General features: G+C 69.7%; 16 protein-coding genes and 2 tRNA genes. 4 read left to right on the top strand and 14 right to left on the bottom strand.

Going from position 1 to position 17,544, the window contains the following annotated elements:
- Window positions 1–2: 2 nt before the first annotated feature.
- The 7 genes from ACESMY_RS13970 to ACESMY_RS13940 all read right to left on the bottom strand — a co-directional run bounded on the left by ACESMY_RS13970 (window position 3) and on the right by ACESMY_RS13940 (window position 7,524).
- Window positions 3–1,778, bottom strand: coding sequence for a S49 family peptidase (locus tag ACESMY_RS13970; protein WP_372785210.1), 1,776 nt, complete (start codon window positions 1,776–1,778; stop codon window positions 3–5).
- A 102-nt stretch (window positions 1,779–1,880) separates the two neighbouring features.
- Window positions 1,881–3,179 carry a cytochrome c gene (locus tag ACESMY_RS13965; protein WP_372785209.1) on the bottom strand — a complete coding sequence of 433 codons (1,299 nt, stop codon included), beginning with the start codon at window positions 3,177–3,179 and terminating at the stop codon, window positions 1,881–1,883.
- A gap of 4 nt (window positions 3,180–3,183) precedes the next feature.
- Window positions 3,184–4,953, bottom strand: a complete 1,770-nt coding sequence (locus ACESMY_RS13960) for a GMC family oxidoreductase (protein WP_372785208.1) — start codon at window positions 4,951–4,953, stop codon at window positions 3,184–3,186.
- 4 nt (window positions 4,954–4,957) lie between these two features.
- Complete coding sequence (locus ACESMY_RS13955; RefSeq protein WP_372785207.1) at window positions 4,958–5,701, bottom strand: gluconate 2-dehydrogenase subunit 3 family protein; 744 nt, start codon at window positions 5,699–5,701, stop codon at window positions 4,958–4,960.
- A gap of 96 nt (window positions 5,702–5,797) precedes the next feature.
- Window positions 5,798–6,547, bottom strand: coding sequence for a hypothetical protein (locus ACESMY_RS13950; RefSeq protein ID WP_372785206.1), 750 nt, complete (start codon window positions 6,545–6,547; stop codon window positions 5,798–5,800).
- A gap of 67 nt (window positions 6,548–6,614) precedes the next feature.
- Window positions 6,615–7,292: a PEPxxWA-CTERM sorting domain-containing protein gene (locus tag ACESMY_RS13945; protein ID WP_372785205.1), complete on the bottom strand. Its 678-nt coding sequence runs from the start codon at window positions 7,290–7,292 to the stop codon at window positions 6,615–6,617.
- Between the two features lie 155 nt (window positions 7,293–7,447).
- Window positions 7,448–7,524 (bottom strand) — tRNA-Pro (locus ACESMY_RS13940).
- Window positions 7,525–7,661: 137 nt separating this feature from the next.
- On the opposite strand from ACESMY_RS13940, the gene ACESMY_RS13935 reads away from it, so the two are divergent.
- Both ACESMY_RS13935 and ACESMY_RS13930 read left to right on the top strand, forming a co-directional pair.
- Window positions 7,662–7,735 (top strand) — tRNA-Gln (locus ACESMY_RS13935).
- 91 nt (window positions 7,736–7,826) lie between these two features.
- A complete protein-coding gene (locus tag ACESMY_RS13930; RefSeq protein ID WP_372785204.1) occupies window positions 7,827–8,294 on the top strand; it encodes an MAPEG family protein in 468 nt (155 codons plus the stop codon).
- A gap of 6 nt (window positions 8,295–8,300) precedes the next feature.
- On the opposite strand, the gene ACESMY_RS13925 is transcribed toward ACESMY_RS13930, so the two are convergent.
- The 5 genes from ACESMY_RS13925 to ACESMY_RS13905 form a co-directional block, all read right to left on the bottom strand.
- A complete protein-coding gene (locus tag ACESMY_RS13925) occupies window positions 8,301–9,989 on the bottom strand; it encodes a M56 family metallopeptidase (protein WP_372785203.1) in 1,689 nt (562 codons plus the stop codon).
- The gene (locus ACESMY_RS13920) at window positions 9,989–10,384 is read right to left on the bottom strand and encodes a BlaI/MecI/CopY family transcriptional regulator (protein ID WP_372785202.1); all 396 of its coding nucleotides are present in this window, start codon (window positions 10,382–10,384) and stop codon (window positions 9,989–9,991) included. The genes ACESMY_RS13925 and ACESMY_RS13920 overlap by 1 nt, the downstream gene beginning before the upstream one ends.
- Window positions 10,385–10,467: 83 nt before the next feature.
- A complete protein-coding gene (locus ACESMY_RS13915; RefSeq protein WP_372785201.1) occupies window positions 10,468–10,734 on the bottom strand; it encodes a hypothetical protein in 267 nt (88 codons plus the stop codon).
- A 102-nt stretch (window positions 10,735–10,836) separates the two neighbouring features.
- Complete coding sequence (locus ACESMY_RS13910; RefSeq protein WP_372785200.1) at window positions 10,837–11,382, bottom strand: N-acetyltransferase family protein; 546 nt, start codon at window positions 11,380–11,382, stop codon at window positions 10,837–10,839.
- The gene (locus tag ACESMY_RS13905; protein WP_372785199.1) at window positions 11,379–13,466 is read right to left on the bottom strand and encodes a S9 family peptidase; all 2,088 of its coding nucleotides are present in this window, start codon (window positions 13,464–13,466) and stop codon (window positions 11,379–11,381) included. Before ACESMY_RS13905 ends, ACESMY_RS13910 begins: the two co-directional genes overlap by 4 nt.
- A gap of 177 nt (window positions 13,467–13,643) precedes the next feature.
- On the opposite strand from ACESMY_RS13905, the gene ACESMY_RS13900 reads away from it, so the two are divergent.
- Window positions 13,644–14,480, top strand: coding sequence for a serine protease (locus ACESMY_RS13900; RefSeq protein WP_372785198.1), 837 nt, complete (start codon window positions 13,644–13,646; stop codon window positions 14,478–14,480).
- A 5-nt stretch (window positions 14,481–14,485) separates the two neighbouring features.
- Here ACESMY_RS13900 and ACESMY_RS13895 read toward each other — a convergent pair whose 3' ends face one another.
- Together ACESMY_RS13895 and ACESMY_RS13890 are read right to left on the bottom strand one after the other, a co-directional pair.
- On the bottom strand, window positions 14,486–14,935 hold the full coding sequence (locus tag ACESMY_RS13895) for a MaoC family dehydratase (protein WP_372785197.1): 450 nt from the start codon (window positions 14,933–14,935) through the stop codon (window positions 14,486–14,488).
- A 45-nt stretch (window positions 14,936–14,980) separates the two neighbouring features.
- The gene (locus tag ACESMY_RS13890) at window positions 14,981–16,522 is read right to left on the bottom strand and encodes an acyl-CoA synthetase (protein ID WP_372785196.1); all 1,542 of its coding nucleotides are present in this window, start codon (window positions 16,520–16,522) and stop codon (window positions 14,981–14,983) included.
- Window positions 16,523–16,659: 137 nt separating this feature from the next.
- Between ACESMY_RS13890 and ACESMY_RS13885 the strand changes: the two genes are divergently transcribed.
- Complete coding sequence (locus ACESMY_RS13885; RefSeq protein ID WP_372785235.1) at window positions 16,660–17,544, top strand: crotonase/enoyl-CoA hydratase family protein; 885 nt, start codon at window positions 16,660–16,662, stop codon at window positions 17,542–17,544.

The following is a 17,544-nucleotide window of genomic DNA, read 5'->3' as shown; positions in this document are numbered from 1 at the left end:
GCCTAGCGGACGCGGGTCGGGGCCAGCACCATGGCGCCCTGGCTGCGCAGCCGGGCCTGGCTGAGCTCGTCCAGTATGCCCTGCGCCCGCGGGTCGCCGAACACCCAGGCCGCCGCCGCCAGCGTCCGCGCCGACGAGGCCGAGACCCCCAGCATCTTCTGCAGCGCCTCGAAGGACGAGCCGTTCGGCGACATGCGCTTCAGCCGCGCCTCGCCGGTGATGTTGGCCAGGCTCTTGGCCTTGGCCACCGCCTCGTAGAAGCCGCCGATCTCGTCGACGAGGCCCAGGTCCTTGGCCTGGACCCCGGTCCAGACGTGGCCCTTGGCGATCTCGTGGACCCGGTCGGGGGACAGCTTGCGGCCCACGGCGACGCGCTCAACGAAGTTCTCGTAGATGCGGTCCATCCAGTGGGCGAAGGCCGCGCGCTGCTTGGGCGTGAACTCCTGGCCCATGCCGAAGGCGCCGGCGTAGTCGCTGCCGACGGTGAGCTGGCGGATGTCGACGCCTTGCTTCGCGGCCGCCTGGCCGATCGCGAACTTGCCGCCGAAGACGCCGATCGAGCCGGTCAGCGTCGAGGGTTCGGCGACGATCGCCGAGGCTTCCGAGGAGACCCAATAGCCGCCCGAGGCGCCATAGGTCCCCATGGAGACCACCACCGGCTTGCCGGCGGCCTTGGCGGCGCGGATGGCCGCGAGGATCTCCTCCGAGGCGGTGTCGGAACCGCCCGGCGAATTGAGCCGGAAGACGATAGCCTTGACGTCCTTGGCCTTGATCGCGGCGTAGAAGGCGTCGGAGAGGTCGTCGGCGTAGATGCTGGAGCCGCCGCGGAACGGGTTTGCGCCCTGGTCCTCGCCGTCGACGATATCGCCCTCGCCCTCGATGATCGCCACCGCGGGCCCAATGCCCCGCTCGCGCGGCGCGCGGCCGTGGGCGTAGTCCTCGAAGTCGACCATCTGGGCGTCGGCGCCGGCCCGCTTGAGCAGCGCCTCCTGCGCCTCGTGCACCTGGCCGACATGGTCGATCAGATGCAGGCCCGCGGCGTCCTCGGCGAGGTAGGGGCCGGCCTCCAGCGCGGTCTTCAGGACCGCCGGATCGAGCTTGCGGTCGGCGGCGGCGGCGGCGATGTCGGTGGCGTAGACCGAGCCCAGCCAGGAGAGTTCGGCCTCGCGGTGGGCCGGGGTGTAGTCGTCGTAGAGGTAGCCGTTGACGGCGTTCTTGTACTCATAGCGCTGCTCGTAGTCGGCCTTGACGCCGAACCGGTCGAAAAGCCGCTTGAAGAACAGGTCCTCGTTGGCGAGGCCGGTCACCTGGAACGAGGCGCCGGGCTGCATCCAGAGTTCGCCGGTCGCCGCGCCGATCATGTAGGTCGCGGTGATCACCCCGGAGGGATATAGCCCCTGGCTGTGGGCGATGATCGGCTTGCCGGACGCGCGGAAGTGCTTGATCGACAGGCGCAATTCGTCGGCGAGACCCGGCTCGACGCCGCCTTCGGGGAGGCGCACCAGGACGCCCTTCACCCGGTCGTCCTTCTCCGCCCGGCGCAGGCCCTCGATGATCGACATGGCCGAATGGCCGCCACGGGCGAAGCCGGCCAGCGGGCTTTGCGGCGACTGGTCGGTGAGCGGATCGCGCAGGTCGAGTTCAAGCACGGCCTTGGACGGGATGGGCGCCGGCCCCGCCGCCGCCGCCGCCATGGAGATCAGCACGAACGGCACGCCGACCATGAAGATCAGCAGGCCCGCGAAGACCCCGGCGGCGGTGATCAGGAACTGTTTCATGGAAGACCCGGGCGCCTCGCCGAATACGGGGAATTCAAAGGCTGAGCGCCCGCGTCTCGCACACTATTCCGGCAGCGCAAAGACCGGCGGCGGGGAGGGGCGTCAAATACTGGCCGAGGGCTTCTGGACGGGCTTGGCGGCGACCTTGCGGCGCAGCCCCGCGACCTGGGAGGCGGTGACGGCGGGCGCCGCATTGCCCCAGCTGTTGCGGACGTAGGTGGCGACCGCGGCGACCTGGGCGTCGTTCAGTTTCCAGGCGTAGCTCGGCATGGAGAGCGGCGTCGGCCGCGCGTCGGTGGCGACCGTCTGGGTCCCCGAGAGGATGAAGCGGATCACCGTCGTGGGGTCGCGCGACTGGGTCACCGCGGCGCCCGGCAGCGGCGGGAAATAGGTTGGCGCGGCCTTGCCGTCGGCGGCGTGGCAGGCCGAACATTCGTCGACGTAGATCGCCTCGCCGATGGCCATGACCTTGGGGTCCGGGGCCGGCGTGGCGGCGGCCGCGGCGTGGTTGGGCTGGGCCTTCAGATAGGCGGCGATGCCGGTGAGGTCCGTGTCGGCCATCTTCGAGGTCGAGTGGGTGATCACGTCGGCCATGGAGGCCGAGCCGTTGGCGCGGGCGTTGCGGCCGGTCTTCAGATATTCCGCCACGTCTGCCTCGGACCAGGCGCCAAGGCCGGTGCGGGCGTCGGAATTGAGCGCCGGGGCGAACCAGTTGTCGAGCTTGCCGCCTTCGAGGGCGTGGTCGGCCTTGTCGCCGCCGAGCAAGGTCTTCGGCGTGTGGCAGGCGCCGCAGTGGCCGAGGCCGCGCACGATGTGCTCGCCGGGCGAGGGGCCGGTGGTGGGCGCGCGGTCTTCCTTGAAGTTGAGCGCGTTCCAGAAGGTCACCATGAAGCGGATGTTCAGCGGGAACGGCAGCTTGTTGGCGGGCGGCCGATAGCTCGCCGGCGCTACCGTGCGGAAGTAGGCGTAGAGCGCGTCGGACTCCGGCCGCGTGACGTGGGTGAAGTAGGGATAGGGGAAGGCCGGGTAGAGCTTGGCGCCGTTGGCGCGCACGCCCCGGTGCATGGCGTTCCAGAAGTCCTCGGCGGTCCAGGCGCCGATGCCGGTCTCGCGGTCCGGGGTGATGTTGGCCGAGTAGATCGTGCCGAAGGGGGTCGGGAGCGGGACGCCGCCGGCATAGGGCTGGCCGCCCGGGCGGTCGTGGCAGCCCGAACAGTCGCCGAGCACGGCCAGGTAGCGGCCCTGGGCGACCTGCGCCGTCTCCACGACGGGCAGGGTGAGGGCGGGCAGGGCGACGGCGGGCGCGGGAAGCTGCTGGGCGTCGGGCCTGGCCGGCATGGTCGCGGCCAGGCTCGCGCCGATCACCGCGGCGAACAGCGGATGGATGCGCAGGCCCCCCACCGCCCTAGACCTGGACCAGGGGCTGGTGCGGGGCCTTCAGGTAGCGGGCCTTGATGGCGTCGGCGGCGTAGTAGACGAGCGCGGCCACCGTGCCGGTGGGGTTGTAGCCGGCGTTCTGCGGGAAGGCGGTGGCGCCGAGGACGAACAGGTTCGGCACGTCCCAGCTCTGCAGGTACTTGTTGGTGAAGCTGGTCTTCGGGTCGTCGCCCATGATCGCCCCGCCGGTGTTGTGGGTGGTCTGGTAGGGGACCACGTCCCAGGAGCCCTTGCGGTAGTTGGTCTTGATCTCGCGCCCGCCCATGGCCTTGCCGATCTCGGCGGCGCGGTCGGTCAGGTAGTCGGACATCCTGTGTTCGTTGTCGGTGTAGTCGAAGGTCATGCGCAGCAGCGGCCGGCCGAGCGCGTCCTTGTAGGTCGGGTCGAGGTCCAGGTAGTTGCCGCGGTGGGCCATGACCGCGCCGTGGGTCGAGATGGTGGCGGTCTTCAGGTAGTCGCGGGCGATCGCGGTCTTCCAGGCCTGACCCCATTTGGGCACGCCGTCGGGGGTGTTGTGGGTCTCGATCGGCCGCGCGCCGGTCTGCAGCACGCCGACATAGCCGCCGCCGATGAAGCCCAGCCCCGAGTGGTCGAAGTTGTCGCCGTTGAAGTCGTTGACGATGGTCCCGAGCGCGCCGGCGCCCACGAACGGATTGAGGATCTTGTCGTTGAAGAAGACGTTCACCGAGGAGGTGATCTGGTAGGCATAGTTGCGCCCCACCACGCCCTCGCCGGTCTGTGGATCGTAGGGCTTGCCGATACCCGACAGCAACAGCAGGCGCACGTTGTGCAGGATGTAGGCGGAGAGCACGACCATCTCCGCCGGCTGCTCGAATTCCTGACCCTTTTCATCGAGATAGGTGACGCCGGTGGCGGTCTTGCCGTCCGCCGACAGGTTGATCTTCAGGACCTCTGAGTTGGTCTTCAGCGTGAAGCTCTTCTTGCGCATCAGGACCGGTAGGATGGTCGTCTGGGCGCTCGCCTTGGCGTAGTTGCCGCAGGCGTATTTCTCGCAAAAGCCGCAGTAGGTGCAGGGGCCGAGCTGGACGCCCAGCGGGTTGGTGTAGGCGCGGCTCATGTTGGCGGCGGGATGGGGGAAGGGGTGGCGGCCGAGCTCGCCCGCGGCCTTGCCGAAGAGGCTCGGCGCATAGGGCATGTCGAGCGGCGGGTTGGGGTATTCGCGCTCGCGGGGGCCCTCGAAGGGGTCGCCGCCCGGCTGGATCACGCCCTTCAGGTTGCCGGCCTTGCCGGAGACCCCGCAGAGATATTCGAACTTGTCGTAATGCGGCTCCAGCTCCTCGTAGCTGACGCCGTAGTCCTGGATGGTCATCTCGTCGGGCACGGCCTTCTTGCCGTAGCGCTCGAGGTTGTGGCTGCGGGCCTTCAGGTCCGAGGGCAGGAAGCGCCAGACCTGGCCGTTCCAGTGGACGCCGGCCCCGCCGACGCCGGACCCCAGCAGGAAGGAGCCGAGCTGGCGCATGGGCAGCGCCGTCTCGCTCGTCTTGTTGCGGATGGTCAGCGTATCGTGGTTCAGCCGCTGGAACAGCTCGTGGCGCCAATAGTAGCGCAGCTCGTCCTGGGCGAAGGCCGGCGAGAAGTCGGTGGGGGTGTCGCGCCAGTCGCCGCGCTCGATGGCCAGCACATTGAGCCCGGCTTCGGTCAGCTCCTGGGCCATGATCGCGCCGGTCCAGCCGAAGCCGATCAGCACCGCATCGACGGAGGGGAGTTTGGTCGCCATGAGCTCAGCCCTTCGCCGACCAGGCCGGCCGGCCGCCGATGCCGACCGGCGGCAGGGGATAGGGCTTGCCGTAGGAAAGCACATAGGCGCGCTGGTCGTAGCGGGCGCCGGAGAAGCCGATCATCTTCCACGGGCCCATGCCGCGGTTGCCGCCGTAGATCGGGTCGGAGAAATAGCCCTCCATCACGTTCTGCAGCAGCAGCGCGAAATAGGCCTTGCCGTCGACCTCGCCGCCGAGGTCGGCCTTGCCGGCCTCCAGGTCCTTGAGGAAGGCGTCCTGGTCGGCGGCGGCGCGCTTATGGAAGGGCTGGCCGCCGTTCTGGGTGAGGTGGCCGCCGATCGCCTTGATGGCGGCGCGGTGCAGCCCGGCGGGCGGGTATCTGCTCTGGTAGCCTTGGGTCCCCGTGCTCTTGCCGAAGGGGCCTTGCATGTACCAACGGCTCCCCTTGCCGTAGTCGCCGGCCAGCTGGCGGTCGAGGAAGAGCGGGACGCCGGCTTCCACGGCGCTGGGGCCGGTGGCGTCGGCGGGCACCAGGCGCGCGCAGGCGGCCTCGATGAAGGCGGCTTCGTCGGCGGTGAAGAAGACATAACCGGCCCGAAGGTCGGTGGCGGTCGGCCAGGCGGCGGTGTTGGGCGACCAGGCGAGGCCCGTGGCGGTGAACTGGGCCGCCGAGCTCGCCAGCGGGGCGGCGAAGGCCAGCACGCTGAAGCCGAGGACGCTGCGCCGATCGACCTGGACATGGCGCATGGCGCTGCTCTCCGACCCTCTACGGTAACGCTAGCTCCGCGGAGGCGTTCCCGGCCCGCGAAAGTCTTACAGCGTCACGCGAAAGGGCTGGCCGGCTCAGGGCCGCGGCAGGCCGAAGCGGTCGCGGTCGGTCGGGACGAAGGTGAGGCTTTCCACCTGTCGATCGGCTCCGCCGCCGCCCTCGACCGCAAAGCGCATGGCGACCTGGACCGGCCCGATCTTGCGATAGTCCGAGACCTCGACGGCGGCCGGCGCGCCTCCGTCCCGCGCGACGATCCGGCCCAGCAGATGGGTGCGGCGGTCGAACCACAGCTCGCGGGCCTGTCCGCCATAGGGCTTGACCTCGACCACGTCGAAGGCGCGGCCCTGGGCCTGTCTCACGCCCAGGTATCCGCCGCGGGCGTCGAACCGCCCGGGATAGAAGAAACCGTAGACCGCCAGGAAGGCGGTCGTGCGGGCCGCAGCCACGGTCGGCAGGCCGTCGCCGCCGTGCACCTCGCCGTTCGGCAGGATCTCCCACTCGCCCTGGCCATTAAAGCCGTGGACGTGGACGCCGCCCGGCTCCTGGGTCTCGATGCGCATGCCGTAGCGCAGCGGATCGAACCAGCTCTCGTAGGCGAGGCCGCCCATGCGCCCGGTCTCATGCCAGCCGCGCAGATAGTTCCAGCCCGCGCCGCCGGCCGCCGCCCGGGCCGCAGTCAGCACCCGCTGGGCGTCGCGCGAATAGCCGATGGCGCTGGACGCGTGCCGGGCGGGGCGGGCCGCGAGGGCGGCTGGATTGGCGGCGGCGGCGAGGCTGAGGACGACGCCGACCGCCACCAGGAGTTTGCGCAGGGGCGACATCATGAGGGTGGTGAACCAAGCCGGGGGAGCTTGTCCACAATGCGGCGAGGAAACGCCGTCGGCCGTCCGGTCAGATCGCGGCGAGGGTGGTCCGCCGCCGCCGGAGGGCCGCGCCGAGGCCTAAGAAGCCGACCAGCATCATCGCCCAGGTCGAGGGCTCCGGGACCGCCGGGCAGTTGCTGACGCAGGTGATCGCGATGGTGCGGTCCAGGCCCGTCAGATTGAGATTGATGTCGTGGAATTGGGCGCGCGCTGTGCTGGAATCCGAGGGGTCAGATCCGCTGAAGTTGGCGTTGTCGCCGGTCGGCACGTCCACGAGGTCGAAGATGTTGTCGAGAAACCAGGTTGACGTGCTGTCCGCGGCGCCGTGGGCGATGTTGTCCGTCGAGATGGTTGCAAGGCTCCGGGTGTCGAGGCCGGCGAAATCGCCGCCGATCGACAGCGTGACCCCGTTGATCACAAGGCTCGCGCTGGTCATGGGGGACGTCGGCCCGGCTGCGAGAGACCCGAAGACGGGCACGATGCCTGGGCCGCCCTCCCGGTAGAACCCGAGCTGCGCGGCGTTGCCGAAGGGGATAAAGCCGCCGAGCGTTGTGTCGTAGAGATAGGTCGTCGTGAAGGCCGCGCCCGAAAGATCGGCGCCGGCGGTCCCGAAGACGCCTGCGGTGTCCAGGGTCGCGTTTCCGGCGATCGTACCGGTGTAGGTCGCCATCATGATCGCGGCGTTCGCCTGGCCAGCGAGCGCCATCGCGCCTGCCGCGCTAAGCGCAGCCCACCCCAACCTACGCATGATCCGACGCCCCTAAAGGATACTTGCCGTCGACCGTCGGCTTGGCGACAGGCGGAGTCAACGGCACTGCCCCTAGGAGGCGAGTGGCCCCCGCGGCTATCGGAAAAAGGAATTGGTCGGAGTGGCAGGATTTGAACCTGCGACCCCCGCGTCCCGAACGCGGTGCTCTACCAGACTGAGCCACACTCCGACTTTGGAGCGCGCCTTATAGAGGAGGGTCTATGGCCCCGCAAGGCGGCCTAGGCAGGGTCAGCGGGACGTTGCATCGCAGGGTCTCCTGCGCTATCTCGACGCCTCCGCGCGGGGCCCCCTCGCGCCCGTTCCTGCTGGGGAATGGTGTAATGGTAACACTGCGGTTTTTGGTACCGTCATTCTAGGTTCGAGTCCTAGTTCCCCAGCCAATCCTTCCCGTCACCGCGTTCGGCGCTATGGTCGCCGCATGGCCAAGCTTGCGGGCGGTGACGCGCCTGCGTCTGGCGGAAGGAAGCCTCGGTGGAAAAGCTCAACCTCCACGATCCGGTGTTCGCGGCCTATGCGGTCGCGGCGAGCCTGATGATCCTCAAGGCAGTGGCCATGTCGTGGCTGACCGTCGTGCGGATGACGCAGGCGAAAGGCGGCTACCGCTCGCCGGAGGATCTGCGCAAGACGCCGCTCAATCCCGAGCCGAACTCGAGGCAGCTCGAGCCCGACGACCGGGTGGAGCGGATCCGGCGGATCCAGCAGAACGACCTTGAGAACCTGCCGTTCTTCCTGGCCGCCGGCCTGCTGTTCGTGCTGACCGGCCCGTCGCTCGTCGTTGCCCAGTGGCTGTTCTACGGCTATGCGGCGACCCGGTTCGCGCACTTCGCGGCCTATCTGAGCGCCCAGACCCACGATGTGCGGGCGGCGCTCTGGACGCCCGGCTCGCTGATCATCGTCTATATGAGCGGCCGCGTCCTGCTGGCGGCGCTCGGCGTCTGAGGCGGATCAGGGCGCCCGGCGCGCCTCGTCTTCTTCGAACTCGCGGGCCTCGGTCTCGGCGCGGGCCGCATGGGCTTCGGCGCGGGCGATGCGGGCCTTGAATTCGGGTGAATTGACCATCTTCTCCGCGGCTTCGGCGCGGGCCTGGGCCTTGGCGATTTTCGCCTTGAACTCCGGTGAGTTGACCATCCGCTCGGCCGCGGCGGCCTTGGCCTCGGCCTGAGCGATGCGCGCCTTGAATTCGGGCGAGTTGACGCGCCTCTCGGCCTCCGCCCCGGCGGCCTCGGCCTGAGCGATCCTGGCCTTGAACTCCGCGGAGTTGACCATGGCCTCAGCCGCGGCCGCCTTGGCCTCGGCCGCGGCGATCTTCGCCTTGAACTCCGGCGAGTTCACCCGGGCCTCGGCCTGGGCGGCCTTGGCCTCGGCGTCGCGGATCGTCTGTTCCATGCGACGCTGCTCTTCAGGCGTCAGCGCCCGCTCGTCGCCGTTGATCACGGTGATCGATTGTCCGTCGGCCATCGTCCAGCTGTGCCGGTGGTGCGCGTGGCGGGAGGTGATGATCACGCCGCGGCGAGAGGTGATGGTCCCGGCCCGCGCGTCGTTCGGCTCGGGCTTGGCGGCGTCGGCCTGAGCCTGGTCGGCGGCCTGGGTCGCGGCGAGCGCGGTGGCCGGCTGGGCGAACACCGGGGTCACGTGCAACAGGGCGGCTGAGCCCAGGACGCCGGCGCCGAGCGCGGCCAGGCCGCAGAGGCGGGCGGCGCGGACGAAGGGACCTTCGATGTCCCGGGGCTTCATCAGTTGCATCAGACGATCCTCCAGATCGCTCCGGCCGAAGAGGCCGACGGCCAAGGCCGAGTGGACGGGGGCGCCGCGGCCGGCGGCCGGGACGCTGAGGGTTTGGGCGAGGGAGACCAGGCACTTGGCGTAGGTCTTCTGCGAGGCCATGGCCTGGGCGGCGATGGCGTCGCAGGCCAGTTCCCGGCTGCGCCGGACGCCGGCCTTGATCGCCAGCAGCGCCGGGTGCCAGGAGACCGGCAGGGTCAGGACCTCGCAGGCGAGGTTGACCGCGTAGTCGTGGCGCAGGACGTGGGCCAGCTCGTGCAGCAGAGCCGCGCGCAGGTCCTGGTCGCTGGCCGCGAGCGTGTCCGGGATCAGGATGGCGGGCCTGAGCGCGCCGACCACGGCGGGGCTCGGCACGTCGGCGGAGCGCAGCACCGGCGGCGTCGAGCGGCCATGCGCCCGGGCGAGGGTGTCCAGGGCGCGGGCGACCTCGGCCGGCAGGATGGCGGGCCGGGCCTGGCGGACCAGGCGGCGCGCGGCGCGGCCGGCGAGGATCAGGCGGGCGACAAGGGCGAGGGCCACGACCGCGACGAAGGCGGTCATCGCCAGGGCCGACCAGGGGGCGAGATTGAGCGCGGGCGCCGCCGTGCTGGGCAGGATGGCAGGCGCGGCCGCGAGAGGCGCGGCGAGGCTTTCGCCGGCCGGGACCAGGGCGACGCTGCGCCTCGCCTGCGGCAGGAGCGCGGCCAGCGGCGCGGCCGGCAGGATCCCGGCCACGGCCAGGAACGCCAGCCACAGTCGGCTGCGCGCGCCCGGCGAAAGGCCGGCGAAGCGGGAGATGAGCAGGGCGCAGACCGCCACGACCGGGATCTGCCAGACGGCGTTCAGGAGATAGCTCGCCAGGATCTGTTGCATCAGCCGGCGTCCTCGTCGCTGTCGCGGGCCACCAGCCTGGAGGCGCGCGCGATCTGTTCGGGGGTGATCTGCTGGGTGTTGATCAGCGCCATGAGCAGCGCCTCGCTGGAGCCGCCGAACATGCGGGCGACCATGTCCTTGAGCGCGGTCCCGGTCGCGCCTTCGCGGCTGACGGCGGCCTGGTAGGTGAAGGCGCGGCCGGCCTGGGTGCGGCGGACCTTCTTCTTGCGCAGCAGCACCGTCAGCATGGTCTGGACGGTGGTGTAGGCGAGGTCGCCGCCGAGCTTTTGCTGGACGGCCGCCACCGTGCCGGGACCGCCGTCCCACAGCACCTGCATGATCTCCAGTTCCAGAGGCGTCAGGACGCCATCCGCTCGCCGGGCTGTTGTCGCCACGCTCTATCTCCTAAAGTCTTCGGACTTGAGGGTGATCCCAGAGCGCGTGGGACGTCAACTAAACTTTTAGTAGGAAATCGGTTTCAGCTCTTCGGCGGGGGCGGCGCGTCGGGTTTGGGCTCGGGCTTGGGCGCCGCGATCAGGGGCATGCCGCAGGACGGGCAGGCGCCGGGCGCATCGAAGAGCTTGCCGTCGGAGTCGCAGCCGCAGGGCGGGCAGACGAACTTGCTCCCGGGCGGCGCGTCGGCGGCGACGGCGAACCCGGCGGCGACGCAGGCGCAGGCGCCGACCGCGCCGAACAGGCCGCCCCTGAGGACGCCGCGCCGAGAGGGGGAGGTGGTGGTGGGCATGGAACGCTCCGTGATGGCCGCGACTGAGTCCTTGGCCGACCCATGGTGATCCACCCCCGCAGCGGCGGAAATGACATTTGTCCCACCTAAACGGACGCGGGGTCAGTGGCCGGTCAGTTTCACGCCGGGGCCATCCGGCTCGAGGCCGTCACCGCCGTTCAGCGGCTTCTGCATGTGGACGATGTCCACCCAGCGGCCGTGCTTGAAGCCGACGCTGCGTCCGACGCCGGTCTGCTCGAAGCCGAGGGAACGGTGCAGGCCGATGGATGCGGCGTTGCCGCTGTCGCCGATCACCGCCATCAGCTGGCGCACGCCAAGCGCCTCGCAGGCCGCGATGATGGCGGTGAGCACCGCGCGGCCGACGCCCTGGCCGGCCGCGTCCGGGGCCACATAGACGCTGTCCTCCAGGGTGTAGCGGTAGGCGGCGCGGGGGCGGAACGGGCCGGCGTAGGCGAAGCCCAGCACCCGGCCTGCGTCCTCGGCCACCAGGTAGGGCAGGCCCTGGTCGGCGATGACCCGGCGACGACGGTCCATCTCGTCGGCGGAGGGCGCCTCCTCCTCGAACGTGCCGAAGCCGTTCAGCACGGCGTCGCCATAGATGGCCGCCAGCGCTTCGGCGTCGGCGGACGTCGCGGGCCGAACGATCATGCCTTTTCCCAGCCCTTCTCCAGCGCCCAGACGGCGAAGGCGTAGTCGAGGGCGATCTCCTTGAGGAAGTCGAACCGGCCCGAGGCGCCGCCGTGGCCGGCCTCCATGTTGATCTTGAGCAGGATCGGAGCCTCGCCCGCCGAAAATTCGCGCAGCTTGGCGACCCACTTGGCCGGCTCCCAGTAGGTGACGCGCGGATCGGAGAGGCCGCCGGTGGCGAGCACCGGCGGATAGGCCTGGGCGCTCACCTGGTCGTAGGGGCTGTAGCCGGCGATCAGGTCGTAGGCGGCGGGATCCTCCAGCGGATTGCCCCATTCGGGCCACTCCGGCGGGGTGAGCGGCAGGGTCGTGTCGCTCATGGTGTTGAGCACGTCGACGAAGGGCACCGCGGCGATGATCGCACCCCAGAGCTCGGGCCTGAGGTTCGCCACCGCCCCCATCAGCATGCCGCCCGCCGAGCCGCCGTAGGCCGCGACCCGGCCCCTGGCGCCATAGCCCTGGCCGATGAGGTGTTCGGCGCAGGCGATGAAGTCGGTGAAGCTGTTGGGCTTCTTCTCCTTGCGGCCGTCGAGGAACCAGCCCCAACCCTTGTCGGAGCCGCCCCGGATGTGCGCCGTGGCCCAGATCCAGCCGCGGTCGACGAGGCTGAGATTGCGGATCGAGAAGCTGGGCTCCATGGCGTGGCCGTAGGAGCCGTAGCCGTAGAGGAGCAGCGGGGCGGAGCCGTCGAGCGGCGTGTCCTTCAGCATCAGGACGGTGACCGGCACCTCTTCGCCGTCGTGAGCCTTGGCGTAGAGCCTGCGGGCGACATAGCGCGCCGGATCGTGGCCGGAGGGGATCTCCTGGGTCTTGCGCAGGGTCCGCTCGCGGGTGGCCAGGTCGTAGTCGTAGGTCTGCCGGGGCGTGGTCGGCGACTGGTAGACGAAGCGGGCGGTGGTGGTCTGGTACTCGTAGCCGCCCTCGAGGTTGAGCGCATAGGCCTCCTCGCCGAAGCCCACCTCGTGCTCCGTCCCGTCGCGGCCGGTGACTACCAGGCGGTCCAGCGCATTGACCCGCTCGGCGCGGACCAGGTGGCCGGCGAAGGCCGCGAAGCCGGTGATGTAGCGGCCGGGCTGGTGGGCGATCCAGTCGCGCCAGGCAGCCTTGGCGGGGACGGCGGCATCCGAGACCGCGAGCTTGAAATCGACCGCGCCGTCGGCGTTGGTGCGGACCACCCAGCGGTCGGTCCAGTGATCGAGGCTGTACTTCACCCCGACGACCCTGGGTTCGGTGACGACAGGCGCGGCGGTCGGGTCGGCGGCCGGGATCAGCCAGATCTCGGTGGTCTCCTGGTTGCCGACATGGATCAGGACGTGGCTGTCGTCCGACGCCGTCCCGACGCCCAGGAACATGCCCTCGTCGAGCTCCTCATAGACCAGGACGTCCTCACCCCCGCCCGCGGGGCGGCGGAAGACCTTGGACGGCCGGGCGTTCTCGTCGCGCCAGATCCAGAAGATCCACTGGCTGTCCGGTGAGAAGGTGAAGTCGCCGTAGGCGCTTTCGATCGGCGTTCCGAGTTCCTGGCCGGTCGCCAGGTCCTTGACCCGGACCGTGTAGTACTCAGAGCCCTGTTCGTCGGCGGCCCAGGCGTAGAGGGCGTGGTCGGGACTGTGGCTGGCGGCGCCCACCTGGAAGAAGGGTTTGCCCTTGGAAAGCGCCTCCTCGTCCAGCAGCACCTGTTCGCCGGCGGCTTTCCCGCGCGGCCGGCGGGCGTGGATGGGATGTTGGGCCCCCAGGTCGTAGCGGACGTAGTAGTCCCACGGCCCGTCGGGCGCGGGCACGGAGCTGTCGTCCTCTTTGATCCGGCCTTTCATCTCCGCGAACATCTGCGCCTGCAGGCCCTCGGTCTCAGCCAGCATCGCCTTGGTGTAGGCGTTCTCGGCGTCGAGGTGGGTGCGGACGTCGGCGCGCAGGGTCTTGGGATCGCGCAGCACCTGCTGCCAGTTCTCGTCCTTCATCCAGGCGTAGTCGTCGACGCGCGCGCGGCCGAGCTGTTCGATGCGGTGGGGGCGCTTCGGCGCGAGCGGCGGGACAGGCTTGGTCATGGCCGCTAAATGCGCCGCCGGCCGCCGGGTCTCAAGCTTCACGTTCCCGTGCGCGCGTCACCCTGCCGCAAGCCTGCGGCCCCCTGTTATCTTGGCGGCAACCTTCGAGTGATTCACTGTCGGCATATCGAGATCGCGCGCAGACGCGAGGGGCATCCAGAGTTTTCGGGGACCGACATGGTCATCGATCTGTCCGCGCAGCTGATGCAGGCGACTGTGCAGCTTGAGCAACCGCTTGGCGACGGCACCCGGACCGTCGGCACTGGCTTTCTGATTTCCGAGAACGGCCCGGACGGCAAGCCCCGCACCATCCTGGTCACCGCCAACCATGTGTTCGACAAGATGCCGGGCCAGAACGCCCGCATCGGCTACCGCACAGCCAACCCCGACGGCAGCTGGAGCTATTCGCCCCAACCGCTGAAGATCCGCGACGACAAGGGCCATGCGCTGTGGACCCATCACCCGTCGCGCGACGTGGCGGCGATCTCCATCACCGCGCCCGAGGCCTTCACCAAGGCGGCGATCCCGGAGGACTATCTGGCGGCCGACGACACCTTCTCGAAATACCAGGTGGGCGCGGGTGACGAGATGATGGCGCTGGGCTTCCCGCGCGGCCTGGCGGCCAACCCGGCGGGCTTCCCGATCCTGCGCGCCGGCAAGGTGGCGTCGTTCCCGATCGCGCCGGCCAAGATCTTCCCGACCTTCCTGCTCGACTTCGCCGTCTTCCCGGGCAACTCGGGCGGACCGGTGTTCATGAGCGGGCCGACGCGCCGCTCGTCCGTCGACCCCGGGCAACCGCATCCGGACGTGGAGTTCATCGCCGGGCTGCTGACCCAGCAGGTCGAGCTGAACAGCGAGCGGCTGGGCATCGGCATCGTGACCAACGCCAAATATATCCGCGAGACCCTGGATCTGATCGCCGACCCCGCCGCGCCGGTCACCGAGGTGGCCAGCCAGTCGGTGATGACGGGCGCGAAGGCGGCCTCCGCCGAAGAGGCCGCCACGCCGCAGTAGGGGGGTTAGCCGCCGTAGACGATCGAGATCGTCTCGGCGATGCAGGCGGGCTTGTCCTCGCCTTCGATCTCGATGGTGCACTCGTTCTTCAGCTGCATGCCGCCGGCCTTGGGCTCGGCGCCGATCAGCTTCTGGCGCATGCGCACGCGCTTGCCGACCCGGACCATGTTGATGAAGCGAACCTTGTCGGAGCCGTAGTTGATGCCGCGGGTGACGCCCTTCACCGGCAGCATGCCCTGGCCGAGGAACGGGATCAGCGACAGCGTCAGATAGCCGTGGGCGATGGGGCCGCCGATCTCGCGGGTGGCGCGTTCGACGTCGACGTGGATCCACTGGTGGTCGCCGGTGGCCTCGGCGAACATGTTGACCCGGGCCTGATCGACCAGCAGCCAGTCCGAAACGCCCACTTCCGTCCCAATCAGACCGGGCAGGTCCTTGATCTCCACCGGGTTCATTCGTCTCTCCCAAGATTGAAATTTCGAAGCTTCGTCTAGCACGGCTCAGCCGATCCGCGCGCCGTCCTTGCCCCAGTAGGCGTCGCGGATCAGGCGCTTGTAGAGCTTGCCGGTGGCGTGGCGGGGCAGCTCGGCCATGAAGTCGATGACCCGGGGCGACTTCACGTGGCTGAGATGCTGGCGGGCGTAGGCCATGAGCTCGGCGCGGAACTCGTCGCCGGCGTCGGCCCAGTCGAGCGGCTGGATCACCGCCACGACCTTTTCGCCCATCTCCTCGTCCGGCGCGCCGACCACGGCGGCGTCGGCGACCTTGGGGTGGCCGATCAGCACGTTCTCCAGTTCCTGCGGATAGATGTTCACGCCGCCGGAGATGATCATGAAGCTCTTGCGGTCGGTGAGGTAGAGGTAGCCTTCCTCGTCGACCCAGCCCACGTCGCCGAGCGTCGTCCAGCCGTGCTTGTTGCGGCTCTCGGCGGTCTTGGCCGGGTCGCCGTGATACTCGAACTGGCCGCCGCCCTCGAAGAAGACCATGCCCTCGGCGCGGGGCGGCAGGGGCTCGCCGTCTTCGTCGCAGATCTTCACCTGGGCCATCAGGCCGCGGCCGACCGAACCCTTGTGGGCCAGCCAGTCCTCGGAATTGATGATGCAGAAGCCGTTGCCCTCGGTGCCGGCGTAGTACTCGTGCACGATCGGGCCCCACCAGGCGATCATCTGTTCCTTGACCGGCACCGGGCAGGGCGCGGCGGCATGGAACACCGCCTTGAGGGACGACACGTCGTAGCGGGCGCGGATCTCCTGCGGCAGTTTCAGCATGCGCACGAAATGGGTCGGCACCCACTGGGCGGTGGTGATCCCGTACTGCCCGATGAAGCGCAGGGCGTCTTCGGCGTCGAACCGCTCCATCATCACCACGGTGCCGCCCATCGACTGGACGGCCATCGACCAGCCCAGGGGGGCTGCGTGATAGAGCGGGGCCGGCGACAGATAGATGCTGTCGGGCGTCCAGCCGTAGAGCGCCTGGCCGAGGCTGGCGAGCGGGTTGACCGCGTCGATCGCCGGGTCGACCACGCCGGCCCGCTTGACCCCCTTGGGCCGCCCGGTGGTGCCGGAGGAATAGAGCATGGCGCGGCCAGCGGACTGGTCGGCGATGGGCGTCGTCGGGAAGCCCGCGCGGGCCATCTCGAAGCTGAAGAACGGCTCCGTCTCGCCGCCGACCATGAACTTGGCGACGTCGGGGATCGCAGGCGCGACGGCGAGCGCGATCTCCAGGGTCGCGGGCGAGGCCACCAGCACCTTCGCCTCGCAGTCCTTGACGATGTACTCGACCTCGCTGGCGCTCAGCTTCGAGGAGAGGCAGGTGAAGCGCAGGCCCGACCGCTGGGCGGCCCAGAGCAGCTCGTAGTAGCGCGGGTGGTTGTCGATGAAGAAGGCGACGGAGTCGCCGGTCTGCAGGCCCAGGCTGCGGAACAGATGCGCGCCCTGGTTCGAGCGTTCGTCCAGCTCGCGGTAGGTCACCGTCTCGCCCGAGTAGGCCATGATGAAGGCCGGCTTGTCGGGATTGGCCTTGGCGTGGACGCTGGGGTGCATGTTCCTCTCCCGTGGCCGCCTAGCTCCCAAGCTCGCTGGAAGCCGCCGCCAACTTATCTTCGTTCAGTCGCTATAGCGGGCCTTGACCTACCGTCCGTCAAGCAGGCGGCATGAGCGCAAAGCTCAAGGAGGAAACCATGGCCGCGCCGACGTTCGAGACCCTGCTCTATGCCGTAGAGGACGGCGTCGCGACGGTGACGCTGAACCGGCCGGAGAAGCTCAACGCCTTCAACACCCAGATGATGCGCGACATGATCGCGGCGTTCGACGAGACCGACCGGGACGACGCGGTGCGCTGCGTGATCGTCACGGGGGCGGGCCGTGCGTTCTGCGCCGGGGCGGACCTGTCGGCCGGGGCCCAGACCTTCGACTACGAGGCTCGCGGCGGCGAGGACCGGGCGGCCCGCCAGCGCGACGGCGTGCAGCGCGACGGCGGCGGCCTGCTCACCCTGCGCATCTTCGAGAGCCTCAAGCCGGTGATCGCAGCGGTGAACGGGGCGGCGGTCGGCGTGGGGGCCACCATGCAGCTCGCCATGGACATCCGGCTGGCCTCGACCGAGGCGCGCTATGGCTTCGTCTTCGCCCGCCGCGGGCTCAATCCCGAGGCGGCGTCGTCCTGGTTCCTGCCGCACCTGGTCGGCGTCCAGCAGGCGCTGGAGTGGTGCTACACGGGCCGCATCTTCCCGGCGCAGGAGGCCTTCGACGGCCGGTTGGTGCGCTCGCTGCACGCGCCGGCGGACCTGCTGCCGGCGGCCATGGCCCTGGCCCGCGAGATCGCCGACAATACCGCCCCGGTCTCGGTGGCGCTCACCCGCCAGCTGATCTGGCGCATGGCCGGCGCCGCCCACCCGATGGAAGCCCATCGCGCCGACAGCCGCGGAATCCAGGCGCGCGGCCGCTCCGGCGATGCGCGCGAAGGCGTGACCTCGTTCCTCGAAAAACGGCCGGCAGCCTTCCCCGATCGCATCTCCAGCGACCTGCCCGACATCTGGGCGCAATGGCGCGCGCCGGACTTCAGCTAG

The sequence above is a fragment of the Phenylobacterium sp. genome, from assembly GCF_041691455.1.
GTDB lineage: Bacteria > Pseudomonadota > Alphaproteobacteria > Caulobacterales > Caulobacteraceae > Phenylobacterium.
This window is presented reverse-complemented; position numbering and strand designations above follow the sequence as displayed.